The organism is Streptomyces sp. Je 1-4 4N24, assembly GCF_026239515.1.
GTDB lineage: Bacteria > Actinomycetota > Actinomycetes > Streptomycetales > Streptomycetaceae > Streptomyces > Streptomyces nigrescens.
Window position 1 is genome coordinate 731,556 of sequence record NZ_CP110836.1, and the last position, 17,670, is coordinate 749,225.

The 17,670-nt window shown below is 73.1% G+C and carries 13 protein-coding genes and 1 pseudogene; 8 read left to right on the forward strand and 6 right to left on the reverse strand.

Going from position 1 to position 17,670, the window contains the following annotated elements; translation table 11 throughout:
• Nucleotides 1-69: 69 nt before the first annotated feature.
• Genes SLV14N_RS02855 through SLV14N_RS02870 form a run of 4 tightly spaced genes read left to right on the forward strand, consistent with a single transcriptional unit; the run spans nucleotide 70 to nucleotide 9,994 of the window.
• Nucleotides 70-3,264, forward strand: a complete 3,195-nt coding sequence (locus SLV14N_RS02855) for an amino acid adenylation domain-containing protein (RefSeq protein ID WP_263267873.1) — start codon at nucleotides 70-72, stop codon at nucleotides 3,262-3,264.
• Complete coding sequence (locus SLV14N_RS02860; protein WP_263267874.1) at nucleotides 3,261-5,204, forward strand: non-ribosomal peptide synthetase; 1,944 nt, start codon at nucleotides 3,261-3,263, stop codon at nucleotides 5,202-5,204. Before SLV14N_RS02855 ends, SLV14N_RS02860 begins: the two co-directional genes overlap by 4 nt.
• 1 nt (nucleotide 5,205) lies before the next feature.
• On the forward strand, nucleotides 5,206-7,152 hold the full coding sequence (locus SLV14N_RS02865) for a non-ribosomal peptide synthetase (protein WP_263267875.1): 1,947 nt from the start codon (nucleotides 5,206-5,208) through the stop codon (nucleotides 7,150-7,152).
• Nucleotides 7,142-9,994, forward strand: coding sequence for a condensation domain-containing protein (locus SLV14N_RS02870; protein WP_263267876.1), 2,853 nt, complete (start codon nucleotides 7,142-7,144; stop codon nucleotides 9,992-9,994). Before SLV14N_RS02865 ends, SLV14N_RS02870 begins: the two co-directional genes overlap by 11 nt.
• Before the next feature lie 80 nt (nucleotides 9,995-10,074).
• On the opposite strand, the pseudogene SLV14N_RS02875 reads toward SLV14N_RS02870, so the two are convergent.
• Nucleotides 10,075-10,392, reverse strand: a pseudogene (locus SLV14N_RS02875) (hypothetical protein); the annotation flags it as partial.
• Between the two features lie 253 nt (nucleotides 10,393-10,645).
• On the opposite strand from SLV14N_RS02875, the gene SLV14N_RS02880 reads away from it, so the two are divergent.
• On the forward strand, nucleotides 10,646-11,152 hold the full coding sequence (locus SLV14N_RS02880; RefSeq protein ID WP_263267878.1) for a DinB family protein: 507 nt from the start codon (nucleotides 10,646-10,648) through the stop codon (nucleotides 11,150-11,152).
• A 36-nt stretch (nucleotides 11,153-11,188) separates the two neighbouring features.
• Here the strand turns inward: SLV14N_RS02880 and SLV14N_RS02885 are convergent, their stop codons facing one another.
• The gene (locus tag SLV14N_RS02885) at nucleotides 11,189-11,692 is read right to left on the reverse strand and encodes a metallophosphoesterase (RefSeq protein ID WP_263267879.1); all 504 of its coding nucleotides are present in this window, start codon (nucleotides 11,690-11,692) and stop codon (nucleotides 11,189-11,191) included.
• Between the two features lie 44 nt (nucleotides 11,693-11,736).
• Nucleotides 11,737-12,564 carry an SDR family oxidoreductase gene (locus tag SLV14N_RS02890; protein WP_263267880.1) on the reverse strand — a complete coding sequence of 276 codons (828 nt, stop codon included), beginning with the start codon at nucleotides 12,562-12,564 and terminating at the stop codon, nucleotides 11,737-11,739.
• 237 nt (nucleotides 12,565-12,801) lie between these two features.
• Between SLV14N_RS02890 and SLV14N_RS02895 the strand changes: the two genes are divergently transcribed.
• Together SLV14N_RS02895 and SLV14N_RS02900 are read left to right on the forward strand one after the other, a co-directional pair.
• Complete coding sequence (locus SLV14N_RS02895; RefSeq protein WP_208679578.1) at nucleotides 12,802-13,305, forward strand: hypothetical protein; 504 nt, start codon at nucleotides 12,802-12,804, stop codon at nucleotides 13,303-13,305.
• Nucleotides 13,306-13,397: 92 nt separating this feature from the next.
• Nucleotides 13,398-13,793 (forward strand): thiol-disulfide oxidoreductase DCC family protein, encoded by a 396-nt coding sequence (locus tag SLV14N_RS02900; protein WP_208679579.1) that lies wholly within the window; start codon nucleotides 13,398-13,400, stop codon nucleotides 13,791-13,793.
• A gap of 105 nt (nucleotides 13,794-13,898) precedes the next feature.
• Here the strand turns inward: SLV14N_RS02900 and SLV14N_RS02905 are convergent, their stop codons facing one another.
• Together SLV14N_RS02905 and SLV14N_RS02910 are read right to left on the reverse strand one after the other, a co-directional pair.
• Complete coding sequence (locus SLV14N_RS02905; protein ID WP_208679580.1) at nucleotides 13,899-14,630, reverse strand: L,D-transpeptidase; 732 nt, start codon at nucleotides 14,628-14,630, stop codon at nucleotides 13,899-13,901.
• Nucleotides 14,631-14,754: 124 nt separating this feature from the next.
• The gene (locus tag SLV14N_RS02910) at nucleotides 14,755-15,183 is read right to left on the reverse strand and encodes a hypothetical protein (RefSeq protein ID WP_208679581.1); all 429 of its coding nucleotides are present in this window, start codon (nucleotides 15,181-15,183) and stop codon (nucleotides 14,755-14,757) included.
• A gap of 298 nt (nucleotides 15,184-15,481) precedes the next feature.
• Here SLV14N_RS02910 and SLV14N_RS02915 point away from each other — a divergent pair, with 298 nt between their 5' ends.
• Entirely contained in the window at nucleotides 15,482-15,964 is a 483-nt protein-coding gene (locus SLV14N_RS02915; RefSeq protein WP_263267881.1) for an EF-hand domain-containing protein, read from the forward strand.
• 11 nt (nucleotides 15,965-15,975) lie between these two features.
• On the opposite strand, the gene SLV14N_RS02920 is transcribed toward SLV14N_RS02915, so the two are convergent.
• On the reverse strand, nucleotides 15,976-17,592 hold the full coding sequence (locus SLV14N_RS02920; RefSeq protein ID WP_263267882.1) for an FAD-dependent monooxygenase: 1,617 nt from the start codon (nucleotides 17,590-17,592) through the stop codon (nucleotides 15,976-15,978).
• Nucleotides 17,593-17,670 lie beyond the last annotated feature (78 nt).

Below are 17,670 nucleotides of genomic sequence, written 5' to 3' on the forward strand. Positions count from 1 at the left end.
ACCCCACAGGCCGGGCCCGACCATGCCCCGGCCGGAGCACACCCGCCCCGACGACCTCAGGGATCGCCCATGCTTCCGCTCTCCTCCTCGCAGGAGATCGTCTGGCTGCACGAACAGGTGCAACCGGGCAGCCGCGCCTACAACTTCACCGCCGCCCTCGACCTGTGGGGCACGCTCGACACCGAGGCACTGCGCCACGGACTCGCCGCCACCCTCGACCGGCACGCCGGCCTGCGGCTGGAACTCGTCGCCCTCGCCGACGCGGTGCCCGGACAGCGGGTCGCCGAGGCCTGCGCACCGCGGCTGCGCACAGTGGACCTGAGCGGGGCGGCGGACCCGGAGGCCGCGTTCCAGGAGCTGCTGCGGACCGAGGCGGAGACCCCGCTCGACACCTACGAGGCACCGCTGCTGCGCTGGACGCTGGTCCGGCTCGCGGACGACCGGCACCGGCTCATCCACGTCGAACACCATCTGATCCACGACGGCCACTCGTTCGCGATCCTGCTGCGGGATGTGTTCACCGTCTACCGGGGCCGCGTCCTGGGCGAGCCGGTGGAGCTGCCGCCAGCTCCCTCGTACGCCGACCATGTCCGTGCCCGGTCCGGGGACCAGGCGACCGCCGAGCGCCGGGAAGGCCTGGAGTTCTGGGCCGGGGCACTGCGGGAGATGTCCTACGACATGCCGCTGCCCGGTCTGGCCCGGCCCGGTGCCCGGCGCCGGCACCACGGCGGCCAGTTGCGCCAGTCGATCGGTGCGGATCTGGCGGAACGCCTCCGGGCCCACGCCCGTACCCGTGGTCTGACGCCGTTCGCCACGCTCCTCGGGCTCTTCGCCGAGCTGCTGCGCCGGCACAGCGGCCGCTCGCAGATGGTGATCGGCACCGCGGTGGGCAACCGTCCGCGCGGTTTCGAGGAAACCGTGGGCATGTTCGTCAACACCATCCCGCTCCCGCTCCGGCTGGACCCGGCCGCCCCGGCCGAGGACTCCATGGACGAGGTGACCGACACCCTCATCCGCGCGCTGCCGCACCAGGAGGTGCCGATCCAGGAGCTGACCCGCGCGCTCGGTCTGCACACCTCGGGTGCCGACAACCCGCTGTTCGGCGTCATGTTCAGCGCGCACGACGCCGAACTGCCCGACATCGACGTCCCCGGCCTGGACATCACCCTGTTCGAGGGCTTCAACACCGGCACCACCCGGTTCGACCTGGACGTGGTGCTGCTGCCGGACGACCGCCGCGGCGTCGGCCCCCGGCACGGCGCAGCGGGGATGACGCTGGTCTGGGACTACGACGCCGACCTGTTCGGCGAGGACGTGGCGAAGCTGCTCGCCGGGCGGTTCCTGGACCTGCTGCGGGCGTATCTCGACGCGCCCGGCACCGCCCTCGCGGACCTGGCGCCGCCGCCGGCCCCGCCGGCTCTCCCGGCCGCCGCTCCCGAGGCGCCGCGGCACGACCCGCTCGACCCCGCCACCGCCCACGACCGCTCGCTGCCCGCGCTGCTCGTCGGCGCCCGCCGGATCACCTACGGCGACCTGGCGGACCGGGTCGCCGCGCTCGCGCAGCGGATGCTGGCGGCCGGGGTGACCGCCGGTCAGCCGGTGGCCGCGGTGCTGCCCCGCGGTGCCGACTCGGTCGTGACGCTGCTGGCCTGTCTGCGGACCCGGGCGGTGTACTGCCCGCTCTCGCCGTCCGATCCGCCGGCCCGCTTGACGCTGCTGATGGAGCGGCTGAACCCGGCGCTGGTGCTGACCTCGGCGGATGCCACCGTCTCCGTACCCGACGGTCTGCCGTCGGCCACTGTCGACGCCGAGGTCCTGCCGCCGGCGCGGGCGGCCGAGGCCGTGCCCGGTGCCGCGTACCTCATTCACACCTCCGGCTCGACGGGCATCCCCAAGCCCGTCGCCGTCGGCCGCGCGGCCCTGGAGAACCATCTGACCGGAGCGGCCGGGCGATTCGGCCTGCGCCCGGGTGACCGGGTGCTGCTGTTCGCCCAGCCGTCGTTCGACGTGGCCCTCGAAGAGGTGCTGCCGTCGCTGTACGCCGGGGCGTGCCTCGTCGCCCCCGAGCGCGAGGTCCCGACCGGCACCGAGCTGGCCGAACTGCTGACCGCCGCCCGGGTCACCGTGGCCAATCTGCCCACCAGCTACTTCCTGGCCACCCGTCAGGAGATGCGCCCCGCACTCCGCGACGGTCACTGGACACCGCGGCTGCTGGTGCTCGGCGGTGAACGCCTCCCGGCGGATGCGCTGCGCGCGTTCCTGGCCGACACCGACAGCACCGTGCTCAATGTCTACGGCGTCACCGAGGCCGCGATCAGCTCCACCGTCCACGAGATCACCCGGGACGGTCTGACCGACGGGGCGGAGATTCCGCTGGGCACCGAGCTGCCCGGCGAACGGGTCCATGTCCTGGACGCCCACCATCGGCCGCTGCCGGATGGCGCGGTCGGTGAACTGGCCATCGCCGGGGCGGGGTTGGCCGAGGGCTATGCCGGCAACCCCGAGGCCACCGAAGCCCGGTTCCGCCGGATCGAGGCGCTCGGCGGTGAGCGGGTCTACCTCACCGGCGACCGCGGCTACCGTGGCCGCGACGGGCTGCTGTACTTCCTCGGACGCCTGGACCACCAGGTCAAACTGCGGGGTTACCGCATCGAACTCGAAGAGGTGGAGGCGGCTGCCTCGGCCGCGCTCGGCGGCCGGTCCTGCGCCGTCGTCCTGGATCGCGAAGCCCCGGGCGGGCCCCGGCTGGTCGGCTTCCTGGAGAGCGCGGACGAGGACGGGCCGTGGGACGAGCAGGCGTTGCACACGGAGCTGAGCCGACGGCTGCCGAGCGCCCTCGTACCGGGACGCTGGGCCCGGCTCGACGTCATGCCGAGGCTGGCCGGCGGCAAACCGAACCGCACCGCGCTGACGCGCCGCGCCGCCGCGCTGGAGCCGGCCGCGCCCGCCGCCCCCGCCGCGGAGCCCGGTGACGGGCAGCCCGCGGAGCCGGCCGATCCGATGACGGCGCTGCTCGTCGAGGGCTGGCGCGAGGCCCTGGGCCACGGACGTTTCGACCTGTCCTCGGACTTCTTCCGGTCCGGTGGCCACTCGCTGCTCGCCGCGCAGCTTGCCTCCTGGCTGGAGCCGCGATTGGGACAACGTCCGCCCCTGCGGCTGCTGTTCCAGAACCCGGTGCTGACCGACCAGGCCGCCGCGCTCGCCGCCGTCGGCACCGCCACGCCCGTTCCCGCCGCCTCGACCACCGTGACGGAGTCCCGATGACCCAGCCGATGACCGCCCGGACGGCGGCCCCGACGACCGCCGCCGGCGCCGGACGGCACACCCCGCACCCCGGCACGCTCAGCATCGCCCACGGCGCCCGGCCCGCCACCGACGGCGCGGCCGGAGTCCTCGCCTGCTTCGAGGAGTGGGTCCGCCGCTCCCCGGAGGCTCCCGCGGTGATCGACGGGGCCCACAGCTGGACGTACGGCCAGATCGGCACCGCCGCGGACGAGGTCGCGCAGGCGCTGCGCGCCCGGGTGCGGCCCGGGGACCTGGTCGGCGTCTGCCTCGACCGGTCGGCCGCGCTCGTGGTGACCGCCGTCGCACTCGCCAGGATCGGCGCCGTCTATCTGCCGCTGGGCCCCCGCCCCGGCGAGCGCCGCACCGACGCCGTCACCGAGGACCTCGACGTCGTCTGTCTGATCGGCGATCCCGGGCTCCTGCCGCCCCGGCACCAAACCGCCGACCGGATGGACCTGGCGCTGCCCGGCGAGGGGGCCAATGCCGCCGCCACGGTCGTGGCGGCGTTCGCCGCGCCGGGTGCCACCGCGCACTCCACGCCCGCCGGGGCGTTCTACGCCGTACTGACCTCCGGCTCCACCGGCCGCCCCAAGGCGGTGGCCGTGGGTGAGCCCGCGCTCGGCGGGCTGCTCGACTGGTACCGCGCCACGACCGGGCTCGGCCCCGGTGACCGGCAGTCGCTGCTCATCGGCGTCGCGTTCGACCCCCATCTGCTGGAGCTGTGGGCCGGGCTGACGTCCGGAGCGGCCCTGGTACCCGCGCCGGACGAGGTCCGCTGGGACTCCGTGGTGCTCGCCGACTGGTGGCGTACGGCCGGGGTGTCGGTGTCGGTCGCGGCGACCCCGATGGTCGAGCCGCTGCTGGACCGGCCCTGGCCACAGGATCTGAGACTGCGTCATCTGATGGCCGGCGGCGACCGGATGCGCCGCCGCCCCGGCGCGGAGGTGACCGCCACCGTCCACAACGCCTACGGTCCGGCCGAGGCCACCGTGATCGCCACCACCTACGCCATGCACGGCACGGACAGCGCGGCGGGCACGGACTCCGCGCCCCCGATCGGCCACCCCGTACCGGGCGTGACCGTGATCGTCGCCGGCCAGGACGGCCGGCCCGTCGAGCGCGGTACGGAGGGCGAACTCCTCATCGGGGGAAGCGGGCTGGCGCTCGGCTATCTGGACGCCGAGCTGACCGCGCGCCGCTTCACCGCCGTGCCCGAGGGCCTCGAACTGCCGGGAGTGGAGCGGGTGTACCGCACCGGGGACCGGGTGCGGATGGCGGCCGACGGACGGCTGGAGTTCCTGGGCCGCCTAGACGACCAGGTCAAGATCAGCGGGGTCCGGATCGAACCCGCCGAGGTGGAGGCCGCGTTCGAGCAGGACCCGGCGGTCCTGAGCGCCGTCGTCACCGCACCGCGCACCGCCGACGGCCGGGCCCGCCTGGTGGCGTACGTACGGGCGGCTGCCGATTCCGGGCTCACGGCGGACGCGCTGCTGCCCACTTTGCGGACCTGGCTGCCCGAGCAGGCCGTCCCCTCGGACGTACGGATCGTGGGCTCCTTCCCGCTGGACGCCAACGGCAAGGTGGACCGCACCGAGCTGACCCGACGGGCGGCCGAGTCCGCCGCGCCCCGCCCCGGCGGCACCGCCCCGGACGACGGAGCGCCCGCCGGCGCCACCCCCGGTGAGCGGCTCGTACTGAGCGCCGTCCGCGATCTGCTCGACCGGCCCGGGACCTCCCTGGCGGACAACTTCACCGAGGCCGGCGGCACCTCTGTCCTCGCCGCCCGGCTGCTGACCGTCATCGAGAAGGAGAGCGGGGTACGGCTGCGCGCCCCCGAGCTGCTCCGCCAGCCGGATCTGCGTGCCGTGGCCCTGCTCGTCGATCAGCGGTGTGCCTCCCGGCAGCCGACGGGAGCCTGAGATGACCATCCCCCGTACCCCCGCGTTTCCGTCCTCCCCCGACACCCGGAAGGAAGGCCCCGTGCCCACCGAAGGCACCCCGTCGCCCGCGCCCGGCCCGTCCGGCGAGCGCACCGCGCCCGCGGCCGGACTGCCGGCCCTCGTGGCCCGGCACGCCGCACGGACCCCGCACGCCCTGGCCGTGGCGGACGGCGACACCACGCTCACCTACGCCCAGCTCGTGTCGTCGGCCCGCGCGCTCGCCGGGCAGCTGCGGGCGCACGGTGTCGGCCCGGGTGACTCCGTGGCGCTGCTGATGCCGCGCTGTGCCCGTACGGTCGTCGCCCAGCTCGCACTGTGGTGGGCGGGCGCCGTGTGTGTGCCGCTGGATCCGGCGCATCCGCGCGCCCGTTCCGAGGCCCTGGCCGCCGAGGCGGGCGCGACGCTGACCGTCGGCGACAGCAAGCTCCTCGAATCCGCGGCACTCACCGGCGCCACCCTTGCGCTGCCCGGGGAGCCGCTGGTGGAGGGCGACCACCTCCCGGCGGCCGAACCGGGCCCGGACGCCACCGCGTTCATCATGTTCACCTCGGGCTCCACCGGCCGCCCCAAGGGGGTGGCCGTGCCGCACCACGCGATCGCCGAGCTGGTTACGGATCCGGCGTATCTCACCCTGACCTCCCGCGACCGGGTACTCTTCCACTCGCCGATGACCTTCGACGCCTCGACGTTCGAGGTGTGGGGAGCCCTGGCCAACGGCGCCGCGGTGGTGGTGTGCACCGCCGAACGGCCGTCGTTCGAGGACCTGGCCCGGCAGGTGGAACGCCACGGCGTCACCGTCGCCTTCTTCACCACCGCGCTCTTCCACCAGCTGGCCGGCCGCCGCTCCCGGATCTTCTCGCTGCTGCGCACGGTGATCGTGGGCGGCGAGGCGCTGTCCGCGCACCATGCCCGCGCGGTCCTGCGGGCCTTCCCCTGGCTGGAGCTGGTCAACGGCTACGGCCCGACGGAGGCGACGACCTTCACCACCACCCACCGCGTCACCGACGCCGACTGCGACGGCCAGGTGCCCATCGGCCGGCCGATCGCCGGTGCGACCGTGCATCTCCTCGACGACAACGGCCACCCGGTCCCGGACGGTGAGCACGGCGAACTGTGGATCGGGGGCAGCCGGCTGGCGCACGGCTACACCGGGCAGCCGGAGCTGACCGCCGAGCGCTTCGTCGACCACCCCGGGCTGGGGCGCCTCTACCGCAGTGGCGACCTCGTCTCCCGGCGCCCGGACGGACACCTCGACTTCCACGGGCGCACGGACGACCAGGTGAAGATACGCGGCTTCCGGATCGAACCCGCCGAGATCGAACACGCCCTGCGCGAGCGGCCCGAGGTGGCGGACGCGGCCGTGACCGTGCACCGCCCCACCCCCGACGACGCCCGCCTGGCCGCGTTCGTGGTGGCCGCGGCCGGGCCGGTCCCCCGCCCCGACACCCTGCGCGAACGGCTCACCGCCGTCCTGCCCGCCCATCTGGTGCCCGACGAGGTGCAGTTCGTCGACGCGCTGCCGCTCACGCCCTCCGGCAAGGTCGACCGCCGCGCCCTGACGGACCTCCTCACGGCGGACGGACCCGGCACTCCGGCCGGTCCGCTCGGTCCGCTCGGTCCGCTCGGTCCGCTCAGTCCGCTCAGTCCGCTCAGTCCGCTGGAGCAGGCGGTCGCCGAGATCTGGAGCCGGTCGCTGGGCCGTGAAGTCACCCGTGCGGATGCCGACTTCCTCGCGCTGGGCGGTCATTCGCTGCTGGCGCTCGCCGTCACCGACGACCTGCGCGAGGACCTCGGCGTCGAGCTGACCCTCGCAGACTTCTTCGCCGCCCCCACGGTGGCGGGACATGCCGCGCTGGTCGAGCGCGCCCTGCTCGCCACGCACAGCGATCTGCGCCCCGGCGCCCCGGAGGACACCGATGGCCACTGACACCCCCGCCGCGGCGGCGCTGCAGGAGGAACTGCTGCGCCGGGCACGCTCCCGCGCCACCCGCCCCGCTCCCGCTCCCGAGGCCGTCCACCACGGACCCGCGCCGCTCTCCCACGCCCAGCGCCGGATGTGGCTGATGGACCGGCTGGGCCAGGGCAGCGCCTCGTACAGCGTGCCGTTCGCCACCCGGCTGCGCGGTCCGCTCGACCTGGACGCGCTGGCCGCCGCGCTGACCTCGCTGGTGGGACGCCACGAGATCCTGCGTACCCGGTACGGGCAACAGGACGGTGAGCCCTACCAGGAGGTGCTGCCCGCACCGGAGGCGATGGCGCTGCGCCTGGTGGAGACGGCCGCCGACGGTGCCGGCGCCCTGCTGGCCGAGGAGGCGCAACGCCCGTTCGACCTCGCCGCCGGTCCCGTACCGCGCGCGCTGGTCCTGCGGCACGGCCCTCAGGACCACACCCTGCTGCTGACGTTCCATCACATCGCCCTCGACGGTGCCTCACTGGAGACCGTCGCCGGGGAACTGGCCGAGCTCTACTCGGCCGCCGCCCGGGGCGCCGCTGCCGAGCAGCCGGCTCCCCCGCAGTACGCGGACTTCGCACGGCGCGAGCAGGCGGCCGCCGACCGCCTCGAAGAGGGCCTGCGTCACTGGGTAGACCGCCTCGAAGGCGTCACCCCGCTGCGGCTCCCCCGCCCCGCCGGCCCGCCCACCGACGGTGGCACCCGGTCCGCCGGAACGCATTCCACCCCGCTCGACCCGCGGGTGCCGGCGGCCCTGCGCGAGCTGGGCCGGCAGCACCGGGCCACTCTCTTCACCGTGGCCCTCGCCGCGGCCTTCGCCGCCCTGCACCGCTTCACCGGCCAGGACGACCTGGTGATCGGGGTCGCCGGCACCCACCGGCAGGGCGCGGAGATGCGCGGCCTGGTCGGCCTGTGCGTCAACACCCTCCCGGTCCGGGTGAACACGTCCGGCGATCCGTGCTTCACCGCGCTCGTGGAGCGCGTACGCGAGGCGCTGCTCGACGCCCAGCAGTGCCGCGATGTGCCCTTCGATCTCATCCTGGAGCGGCTCGGCGCCGCCGCCCGCGACACGGACGGGACGCCGCTGATACGGGTCACCGCGGATGTCCTGGGTGCACCGGCCACCCTGCGGCTGCCGGGCACGGTGGGCGAGTACGTCGAGGTCGGGCCCGGCGAGGCCAAGTTCGACCTCTCCTTCGGCCTGGTGGACACCGATGCCCCCGCCGCGCTCGTCCAGTACGGCCGCACCGCGCTGGACGAGGAGGCGGCGGCCGGTCTCGGTGCGCACTACGCCGCGCTGCTCACCGCGGTCGCCGACGAACCGGCCCTGCGGCTGTCCCGGTTGCCCGGTGCGGCGCCGGCGCCGCGGGACGAGACCGTCGGGCACCCGGCCGAGGCGCTGCTGCGGTCGCACCCCGGGGTGGCCGAGGCCGCGGTACTCGAACCGGCCGGCGGCCCCCTACTGGCCTATGCCGTACTGCGCGAGATCGGCGGCCCCACGTCTGCCGAGCTCCGCTCCCTTCTGCGGGACGCGCTGGCTCCGGAGCAGGTGCCCGCCGCGGTGACCCTGCTGGACGCGCTGCCGCGGACGGCCGACGGCACGGCCGATCCGTCCCGGCTTCCCGGTATGCCGTCCGCGCCCGCACCGGAAGGCGCCCGCGCCGAGGCCGTGACCGAAGGCTTCACCGCGCTGCTGGGCCGGCCGCCCCGGCCGGACGACGACTTCTTCCTCCTCGGCGGCCACTCGCTGATCGCCGTCCAGCTCGCCGAACGGCTGCGCCTGGCCCTGAAACTGCCGCTGACCGGTCTGGACATCCTCCAGGCCCGCACCCCGCGCGCGGTCACCGCGCTGCTGGACGCCCGCGCGGCGGAGCGGGCCGCCGCACCCTCGGTCACCACGGCCCGTCCGCGGCGCACGCGCGAGGGCACCGTCCTGGTCACCGGCGGTACCGGCGGGGTCGGCGCCTTCGTCCTGCGTGAACTGGCCGCCCGGGGGCGCCCGGTGCTGGCCCTGGCCCGCCCCGAATCCGCGCATCTGGTCGCCGGGGACGGGGTGGACGTCATCGAGGGCGACCTCACCGACCTGGACGGTCTGCGCAAGGCCGTCGACAGCGCCGATGCGGTCATCCACGCCGCCTGTACCTTCACCCGCGCCGAGGTCGATGTGACGGCGATGGCAGCGATGGTCGGCGCCTGGTCGCGCGGCCCGTTCGTCTTCGTCAGCAGCGTGGACGCCTATGGACACCCCGCCGGCGAATGGGTGGCGGAGGAGTCCGCCCCCGGGCAGCCGCTGAGCCCGTACGGACAGGCGAAGCTCGACTGTGAAGCGCTGCTGCTGCAGGCCGCCGGTTCCCAGGGCCGGGGCGGGGCGAGCGCCGTCCGCTCCCCCCTCGTCTGGGGCCCGCACCAGCGGCTGCGGGACCAGTTGCGCTGGGGTGCCACCGGTGTGCTCTACCAGGCCGCTCGGGAGGGCCGGCCGATCGCTGTGCCCCGGCCGGGTGCCGGTGGCCATGCCTGGTACGGCGCGGCCTGGGTGCACGCGGCGGCGCTGGCCCGGTCCGTGGTGTCCTGCCTGGACTCCCCCGTGCACGGCGTCGCCAACGCCGTCAGCGGACATGTCACCTGGCGGGACCTCGCCGTCACACTGACCGAACTGCTCGGCAGCGACAGCGAGATGCTCGAAACGGACGAGGTCCATCCGGACCTCGACCACCGCTGGCACTACCACTCCGACCGGCTGTCCCCGTCCCTGCGCCTGCAGCCGGGCGAGGACTGGCGCTCCGTCCTGGCCGCGATGGCCGGTCCGTCCGAGGGGTGAGCCGCCCGGTTTGACGCCGACGCGCCCGGTGGCTCCCCGGCCACCGGGCGCCCTCCTGCCTCGCCGCCCCCGTACGCGGATCAGACGGCCAGGAACGCGGCCGCGGTCGCGGCACCGAGGGCGGCGCCGGCCGCGGCCTGGGCGACGGTGTGGTACGCCAGCGCGACCCGCGACCAGCACACCGCGGCCGTCAGCACACCGGCCGCCAGCCACCACGGAGAGTGCACCACCGCCAGGAGCGCGACGACGGCGGCGGCGACCGCGGAGTCCACCGAGATCTTCCAGACCGTGTTGACCGTCAGAAGGACGACCGTCATCGCCCACAGCGCGAGCATCGCGACCAGGATGCCGGCCGGCGCCCGCCCGAGGACCATGACGAGCGTGCCGGCACCGATGGACGCCAGGGGTGACACCTGATCACGCGAACGGGCTCACTTTCCTGAGCCGGATCACCGTAACAAGGCCGAAATGCCGCCTTTCGGCCTGCCCCACGCCGTTTCCTGCGCTCCGCTTGCGACCATGGGCGGGCTGCCGGGGCTGATGCCCTCAGGGGTGCCTGACCGCCGCGGGAGCGCGGCACATCGGTCCACCGGTACCGGTTGTCCGCGGAGTTTCCGCGCGTAGCCCTCCGTCGCCGCAAAGGAGCCCTCAATGAATGCCAGCACGGATTTGCTCGTCGATGCCTTCGGACGTATCCGGGAGAGCGTCGAGGACGCGGTCACCGGGCTCGACCCCGATGAGCTCGGTACCCGCCCCGACGACGCCAACTCGATCGGCTGGCTGGTCTGGCATCTCACCCGGATCCAGGACGACCACCTCGCCGGTGTGGCCGGCACTGAGCAGATCTGGACCGCGGACGGCTGGTACGACCGCTTCGGGCTCCCCTTCTCCCCCGACGACACCGGCTACGGCCACTCCGGCAAGGAGGTGGCGGCGGTGCGGGACCTGACCGCTGAGCTGCTGATGGACTATCACGGCGCGGTGCACGACAACACCGTGCAGTACCTCGCCGGGGTCGACGACAAGGACATGAAGCGGGTAGTCGACCGTGCCTGGACACCGCCCGTCACCCTGGGCGTCCGGCTGATCAGCGTCCTCGCCGACGATCTCCAGCATGCCGGGCAGGCGGCCTATGTGCGTGGCATGCTCGGTCGTTGAGCACCCGGCCGGGCGGGGCGGCCGGCCACCGCGCGCTCACCGTCTGCGGGGCAGGCGGTGCAGCTCCACCGCCGTGAGCCGGCCCGCCGTGATCTGAGCCGTCATATAGGTGCAGTACGGCTGCCGGCGGCGGTCGGTCGGCGAACCCGGGTTGAGCAGCCGCAGCCGGTCGCCGGCCGTCGAGTCCCAGGGGATGTGGCTGTGTCCGAACACCAGCACATCGAGCTCGGGGAACCGTTCGGCGCACCGGCGCTCCCGCCCTTGCGCAGGGCCGGTCTCATGCACCACACCGAGCCGTACTCCCGCCAGTTCCGCGTACGCCACCTCGGGCAGCCGCGCCCGCAGCTCCGGGCCGTCGTTGTTGCCGTACACCCCGATCAGCCGCCGGGAGCGGGCCGTCAGCAGGTCCAGGGTGGCGGTGTCCACCCAGTCCCCGGCATGCACGACGGCATCGGCGCGCGGCACCTCGTCGAGCAGCTGGGGCGGCAGCGCCTTGGCGCGCTTGGGCAGATGGGTGTCGGACAGGAGCAGGAGTCGCACGGGGAACTCTCCTCGGGCCGTGCTCACGGACGCGGGCCGGACGGTCAGCGTTCCTGGGCGGTGGGCCGCACGGTGATCTCGTTGACCGCCACATGGGGCGGCTGGGTGACCATGAAGACGACGGAACGGGCGATGTCCTCGGCCCGCAGCCAGGATTCCGGCGGCAGCCCGTGCGCCGACGCCGCCTGGCTGCCGCCGCGTGTCATCTCCGTCGCCGTCATCCCCGGTTCGACCAGCCCTACCCGGACCTGACGCCCGGTCACCTCCTGGCGCAGCGCCTCACTGAAGGAGCACACCGCGTGCTTGGTCGCCGAGTAGACACTGTTGTCCTTGCGGGGCACCCGGCCCGCGACCGAGCTGACGGTCACCAGGTCGGCCACGCCCCGCGGCCCCTCGTGCGCCGCGCGCAGCAGATGCGGCAGCGCGGCATGGGACATCCGCAGCACCGCCTTGAAGTTGAGGTCGACCATCCGGTCCCAGTCAGCGGGGTCGCTGTCCGCCACCGCACCGCGTGCGCCGAAGCCCGCGTTGTTCACCAGGACGTCCAGCCGCCCGAAGTGGTCCACGGCCTGATCGACCGTCCGACGGACCTCGTCCGCGGCAGCTAGGTCGGCGGTCAGGGCGAGGGACGCGCCTCCCTGCGCGCCGATCGCCTCCGCCAGCTCCTCCAGTCGCCCGGTCCGGCGGGCCACCAGCGCGAGGGAGCAGCCCTCCCGGGCGAGCGCCAGGGCGGTGGCCGCACCGATACCGCTGGAGGCGCCGGTCACCAGCGCCACACTGCCCGACAGCGGCTTCCGGCCGTCGTCGGCGCCCGCCACGGCTGCGCCCTGACATGCCGTCGTGGTCTGTCCGGTCTCTCCGGTACCCCTCACCTCTCGCTCCTCCCGCTCGGATTCTTCGCCGGCGACAGCCGCCATCCCGTTCCGGGAACCCGTGTACCGCCGAGCCTCCGTATTCCCTTTTCTCTCTGCTCTCCGTACTCACCATCTGCCCCATTGGGGACGCCGGATGGGCCGGGAATTGCGGAGCGGCATTTTCCTCGTCGCGGTGCGCACGGCCGAATACCGGGTAATACCCCAGGTAACCCCTTGCGCTCCCGGGAGCTGCTCATGAAGCACACGCATCCCCTGCCCGGCGACATCGGACTCACCCAGATATCCGGCATCACCGGCCGGTTGATCCGCCTCGGACAATGGATCAACGGAGACGGTTTCGCCGACTACCAACACGCCTTTCTCGTCCTGCCCGACGACCGGCTGCTGGAAGCCCAGCCGGGCGGTGCCCGCATCAAACCCCTCAGCGCGTACGACGGCAGCTCCGTGCTCTACGTCTGCCCGGAAGGGCTCACCGAGCAGCAGCGCACCGCCCTCTGCGCCGCGGCCACCACCTACGTCGGGGTGCCGTACAGCTTCCTCGACTACCTGGCGATCGCCGCGCACCGCTTCCACCTGCCCCTCCCGGGGCTGCGCCGCTATGTGGCCAGCACCCGGCACATGATCTGCTCCCAACTCGTCGACCAGGTCTATCAGGACGCCGGTATCCATCTGTTCGCCGACGGCCGCTGGTCCGGCTATGTGACACCGATGGCCCTGTACAACCTGCTGGCCCACTGACCCCCGCACGGGCACACCCCGCGGCACCCGGAATTCCTCCCGATAGCGTGGCGCCTATCATGGAATCCATCGGTGTGAGAGGTGGCGGGACCATGCGGCGGCAACCCGTACTTGTCTATGACGGCGACTGTGCTTTCTGCACGTCCTCGGTGCGGTTCGCGGAACGGCGGTTGCGTCCGCACTGTGCGGCCACGCCCTGGCAGTTCACCGATCTCGCGAAGCTCGGCATCAGCCGGCGGCGGGCCGAACACGAGGTGCTGTGGGTGACGCCGACCGGTTCCGTGCACGGTGGCGCGCAGGCGGTCGCCAAGCTGCTGCTGAGTGCGGACCGCGGGTGGCCGGTCGTGGGCGCGTTGCTCACGCTCCCGCCCATGCGCTGGGTCGCGCATGGGGTGTACCGGCTGATCGCACACAACCGTCATCGGATGCCGGGCGGGACAGCTGCCTGTGCGCTGCCGTCCTCCGCCGCTGCACGGAAGCAGCTGTAGCGGGATCCGGCCCACGCTCCGGTCCGGTATGCCGGTGACACGCGCCCGGTGGCCTTTACGCCATCGGGCGCTCGATCCCCCTCTCGCCCCGCCCCTTGTCCGTCCTCAGGTGCCGGACTTGCGGCCGTAGACGTAGACGTCATCACCGTTTTTGAGCAGGGACCAGTACTTCTTCGCGTCGTTGCTGCGCATATTGACGCAGCCGTGCGAGCCGGGGGCCGACCAGACACTGCCGCTGATGGAGTGGAACGCCTGCCCGCCGTCGAAGAACTGGCTGTACGGCATGGGCACGTGGTAGATGGTCGACACATGGTGCAGATTGCGCCAGTAGATCTTCTTGGCGCCGGTGCGGGTCTCGTAACCGTCGCGGCCCGTACGGACCGGGACCGGCCCGAACACCAGCTTCCCGCCGTCCTGGATCCAGCTGAGCTGGCGGGTCAGATCGACGCAGGCTATCCGCCCCTTGTCGGTGGGGCAGCGACCCGCCTTGTTCGGATGCTGCCCGGCCGCCTTCTGCTGCGCCACGACGCGCATCACGCCCCAGGTGACCGGCCCGGCGTAGCCGATGTTCGGGGTGATGCCGTGGCTCGTCTGGAAGGCACGGATCGCCCGGCAGTCGGCGGCCGACTGCCGGCCGTCCACCCGCAGCCCGAGGAACTTCTCGGCCTGCTTCTGGTAGGGGCCGCGGGCCGCGGTGCACGAAGACGCGGTGGCGGCCTGGGCGGTGGAGCCGAAGGCCACCGTCAGCGGAACGGTCAGCGCCGTGACAGCGAGCGCCGCGCTCGCCCGGCGACCGGCGGCGGACCGCGGGACACGCAGGTTCAGTCGTCTTTTCATGCCCCGTAGGACTGTTTGCCCGACCCGCCGGTTGCAGGCGTGACCGACCCGAAATATCTGATACGCGATACCGCCCTCCCCGGCCGCCGGAACAGCGTCCGGACTGCCGGGGAGGCGGTGTCACTCACAGCACCGAGACCGTCTCCTGGTGGGCGTAGCTGAACCCGTCGTTGTCGAAGTAGAAGACGGTGACCTTCACCTTTTCACCCTTGGCGAAGTGCGAACCGGCGGCCGGGCGCATGGTCACCCGCGCCGTGTGGTCGGCGTAGTCGCAGACCAGCTTGTCCTTCTTGAGGGTGCCGGCGGCGGACGAGTAGTCGTGGCCGACCGGGTTGGCCTTCTCCGCGTTGGCGACCAGCTGGTGGTCAATCCCGGTGTCGCAGGAGTAGGTGACCTTCACCTGCAGGCCGGGCTCGTGCAGGGCGACCTTGTCGATGGCCAGGAGATTGGCCTTGGCGACCGCGGCCGGCGCGGCGACCAGTACGCCGGTGCCGGCCAGGACCGCGGTGGCCGCGGCTCCGATGAGACGGCGCCGTAAACGGGATGACTTCATGGTGAGGTTCCTTCCCCCCGCGCTGCCACCCAGGTCAGAGGCGGTGGGATATGCCCGCCTGTACGGGTGACTGCGACAGATGTTCAATTTGGCGGCGATCATACGTGACCTTCCGCACGGAAACGCAGGTTTATGGCCACGACGGGCACGACGGGGCAAGACAGCGAACACACCCTCCACGATGACCGTCCGCTATCGCATCGCCACTTAATGTGCTCATGGTGACGGTCGCGGCGCACGCGACCGGCCGCCTTCCCGGGCTCCCACAGGAGTCACACCCTCCCAGAAGGGATGACGCATGATCACCGATGCGCTGCGCGCGGAGTACGAGCACCGCTTCTCCACGTACGACACCGACGGCGACGGCTACCTGACCGCACAGGACTTCACCGACCGGGCACGGGTGCTGACGGACGCGGTGGGTGAACCGGCGGACTCCGCCAAGGCGCGGGCGCTGGGCGCGGGGATGCGCCACACCTTCGAGCAGCTCGCCGCTCTGGCGCAGATCGACGCCACGGGCCGGCTGAACCGGGAGCAGTTCGTCGAAGCCTTCACGCGTGCGAGCGAGTTGGGGTCCCTCGGCAGGGTCGTGGGACCGTCGATCGCCGCGACCGTCGCACTCGCCGACGCCGACGGGGACGGTGTGGTCAGCCGGGAGGACTTCGCGGTGGTGCACCGCGCCGCCGGGTACTCGGCCGCGCAGGCGGAAGAGGCCTTCGCCGCGCTGGACCGGGACGGTGACGGGCGGCTGCTGGTCGAGGCCTGGCCGGGCGCCGAGTAGGCCCCCGGCCCTCACCCGCGGAAGGTCAACGCGAGGTGCGCCACCAGCCCCGGGCCGCTCACCGGGGCGTCGCGCAGCCCCAGGTAGCCGTCGGGGCGGATGAGGAATCCTTCGCCGCCGCGTGCGCCGTACATCTGCCGGAACGCGTCGAGGCTGTCGTGGACGACGGGCAGCACCAGGCCGTCCGTCCGGAGGTGCGGGGCCGCGATCACCCAGACGCTCAGCTGCCCCTGCGCTCCGCGCCGCGCCGACGCCACCACCTCGTCGTACGGCGCCAGTTGGGCCTCGTCGTCCGCGTAGAGCAGCAGGGTGTGTTCCTGACCGCGCAGCAGGTCGAACAGCCGGGACGGGAAGGTGGTGAGGTCGTGGCGGAGCCCGCCGCAGTCCGGTGCGCGGTCGCCGGCGGCGGGGCCCTGGTCCGGCTGCCGGTCCGGTCCGACGATCGGGCTGCCGCGGTAGCCGACGAGTAGTTGGGCCTCGCGCCGCATCACCGTTGACGGGTCGTCGGGGTCCACCTGGACGCCGCTGCCGGCGTGCCGGACCGTCCGTTGCACCACTTCCTCGCCCACGGGGTGGCGTTCCGCGTGGTAACTGCGCAGCAGTCCCTCGCTCGCGGTCGACCGCACCGCCAGGGCCACTTTCCAGGCCAGGTTGTAGGCGTCCTGGATGCCGGTGTTCATTCCCTGGGCCCCGGTGGGCGGATGGATATGGGCGGCGTCTCCCGCAACGAACACCCGGTCCGCTCCGTAGCGGTCCACCAAGCGGTGGCTGATGCGGAAGACCGAGGACCAGCGGAGCGCCGAGGCGCGGGTGGGCTGCGGTGAGAGCCGGTCGAGGACGGCCTGGATGTGCGGGAGGCCGGGGGTGAGGCCGGCCTCCAGGCCGTGCAACACGTCTTCCTCAGAAGGCTGTTGGGGAAGCGAGAGTTCGGGCGGGACGAGCATGGACATCCGGTAGCGGTTGCGGCCGGGCAGCGGGATGCACACCAGCAGATCGTCGACGCGTCCGTCGCTCTGGTGCATGGCCCGGACCGCATAGCCGGACGGCAGCTCCCAGTCGACCTCGACATCCCCCAGCATGTACTCCTCGGGGAAGGCGCCGCCCTCGAAGCGCAGCCCGAGAGTCTTGCGGACGATGCTGTGGGCGCCGTCGCAGCCGAGGAGGAACCCGGTGCGGATCCACTCCTGTACCCCGGACGACAGCACAAGGCAGGCCCGGACCCCGTCGGCGTCCTGCTCGAAGTCCACCAGCTCCGTGCCGCGTTCGACATGGGTTTCCCCTCGCGCGAGCAGTTCCGCAAGGAGGCGTTCGGTGGCGTACTGCGGGAGGGCGGCGAAGCGGTAGGGCACCTCCGGCGGCAGGGTCAGCTCGATCCGCGCCTGCTCCGCGCCATTGACGTAGAGCAGTTGCCCCCGGAGCGGGGCCGCGGCTGCCAGGGCCTCCCGCGCCACTCCCATGCGGTCCCAGATCTCCAGCGTCCTGGGCTGGATGCCCACCGCCTTCGCGAACGACTGCGGCGCGGGCAGCCTGTCGATGATGCGGCACCGCACACCGCGACGCCGCAGCTCGCAGGCCGCCGTCAACCCGACCGGGCCCGCCCCGACGACCAGGACATCCACATCGGCCATGGCTGCCTCCCGGGCGGAATCACGCTCCTTCCCAATGCACCACAGCGCGGTGGGCCTGTCCATTTTGAAGCGGACCCT

Coding starts and splice junctions, on each gene's coding strand:
- SLV14N_RS02855 (WP_263267873.1), top strand. CDS start 70: ATGCTTCCGCTCTCCTCCTCGCAGGAGATCGTCTGGCTGCACGAACAG.
- SLV14N_RS02860 (WP_263267874.1), top strand. CDS start 3,261: ATGACCCAGCCGATGACCGCCCGGACGGCGGCCCCGACGACCGCCGCC.
- SLV14N_RS02865 (WP_263267875.1), top strand. CDS start 5,206: ATGACCATCCCCCGTACCCCCGCGTTTCCGTCCTCCCCCGACACCCGG.
- SLV14N_RS02870 (WP_263267876.1), top strand. CDS start 7,142: ATGGCCACTGACACCCCCGCCGCGGCGGCGCTGCAGGAGGAACTGCTG.
- SLV14N_RS02880 (WP_263267878.1), top strand. CDS start 10,646: ATGAATGCCAGCACGGATTTGCTCGTCGATGCCTTCGGACGTATCCGG.
- SLV14N_RS02895 (WP_208679578.1), top strand. CDS start 12,802: ATGAAGCACACGCATCCCCTGCCCGGCGACATCGGACTCACCCAGATA.
- SLV14N_RS02900 (WP_208679579.1), top strand. CDS start 13,398: ATGCGGCGGCAACCCGTACTTGTCTATGACGGCGACTGTGCTTTCTGC.
- SLV14N_RS02905 (WP_208679580.1), bottom strand. CDS start 14,630: ATGAAAAGACGACTGAACCTGCGTGTCCCGCGGTCCGCCGCCGGTCGC.
- SLV14N_RS02910 (WP_208679581.1), bottom strand. CDS start 15,183: ATGAAGTCATCCCGTTTACGGCGCCGTCTCATCGGAGCCGCGGCCACC.
- SLV14N_RS02915 (WP_263267881.1), top strand. CDS start 15,482: ATGATCACCGATGCGCTGCGCGCGGAGTACGAGCACCGCTTCTCCACG.
- SLV14N_RS02920 (WP_263267882.1), bottom strand. CDS start 17,592: ATGGCCGATGTGGATGTCCTGGTCGTCGGGGCGGGCCCGGTCGGGTTG.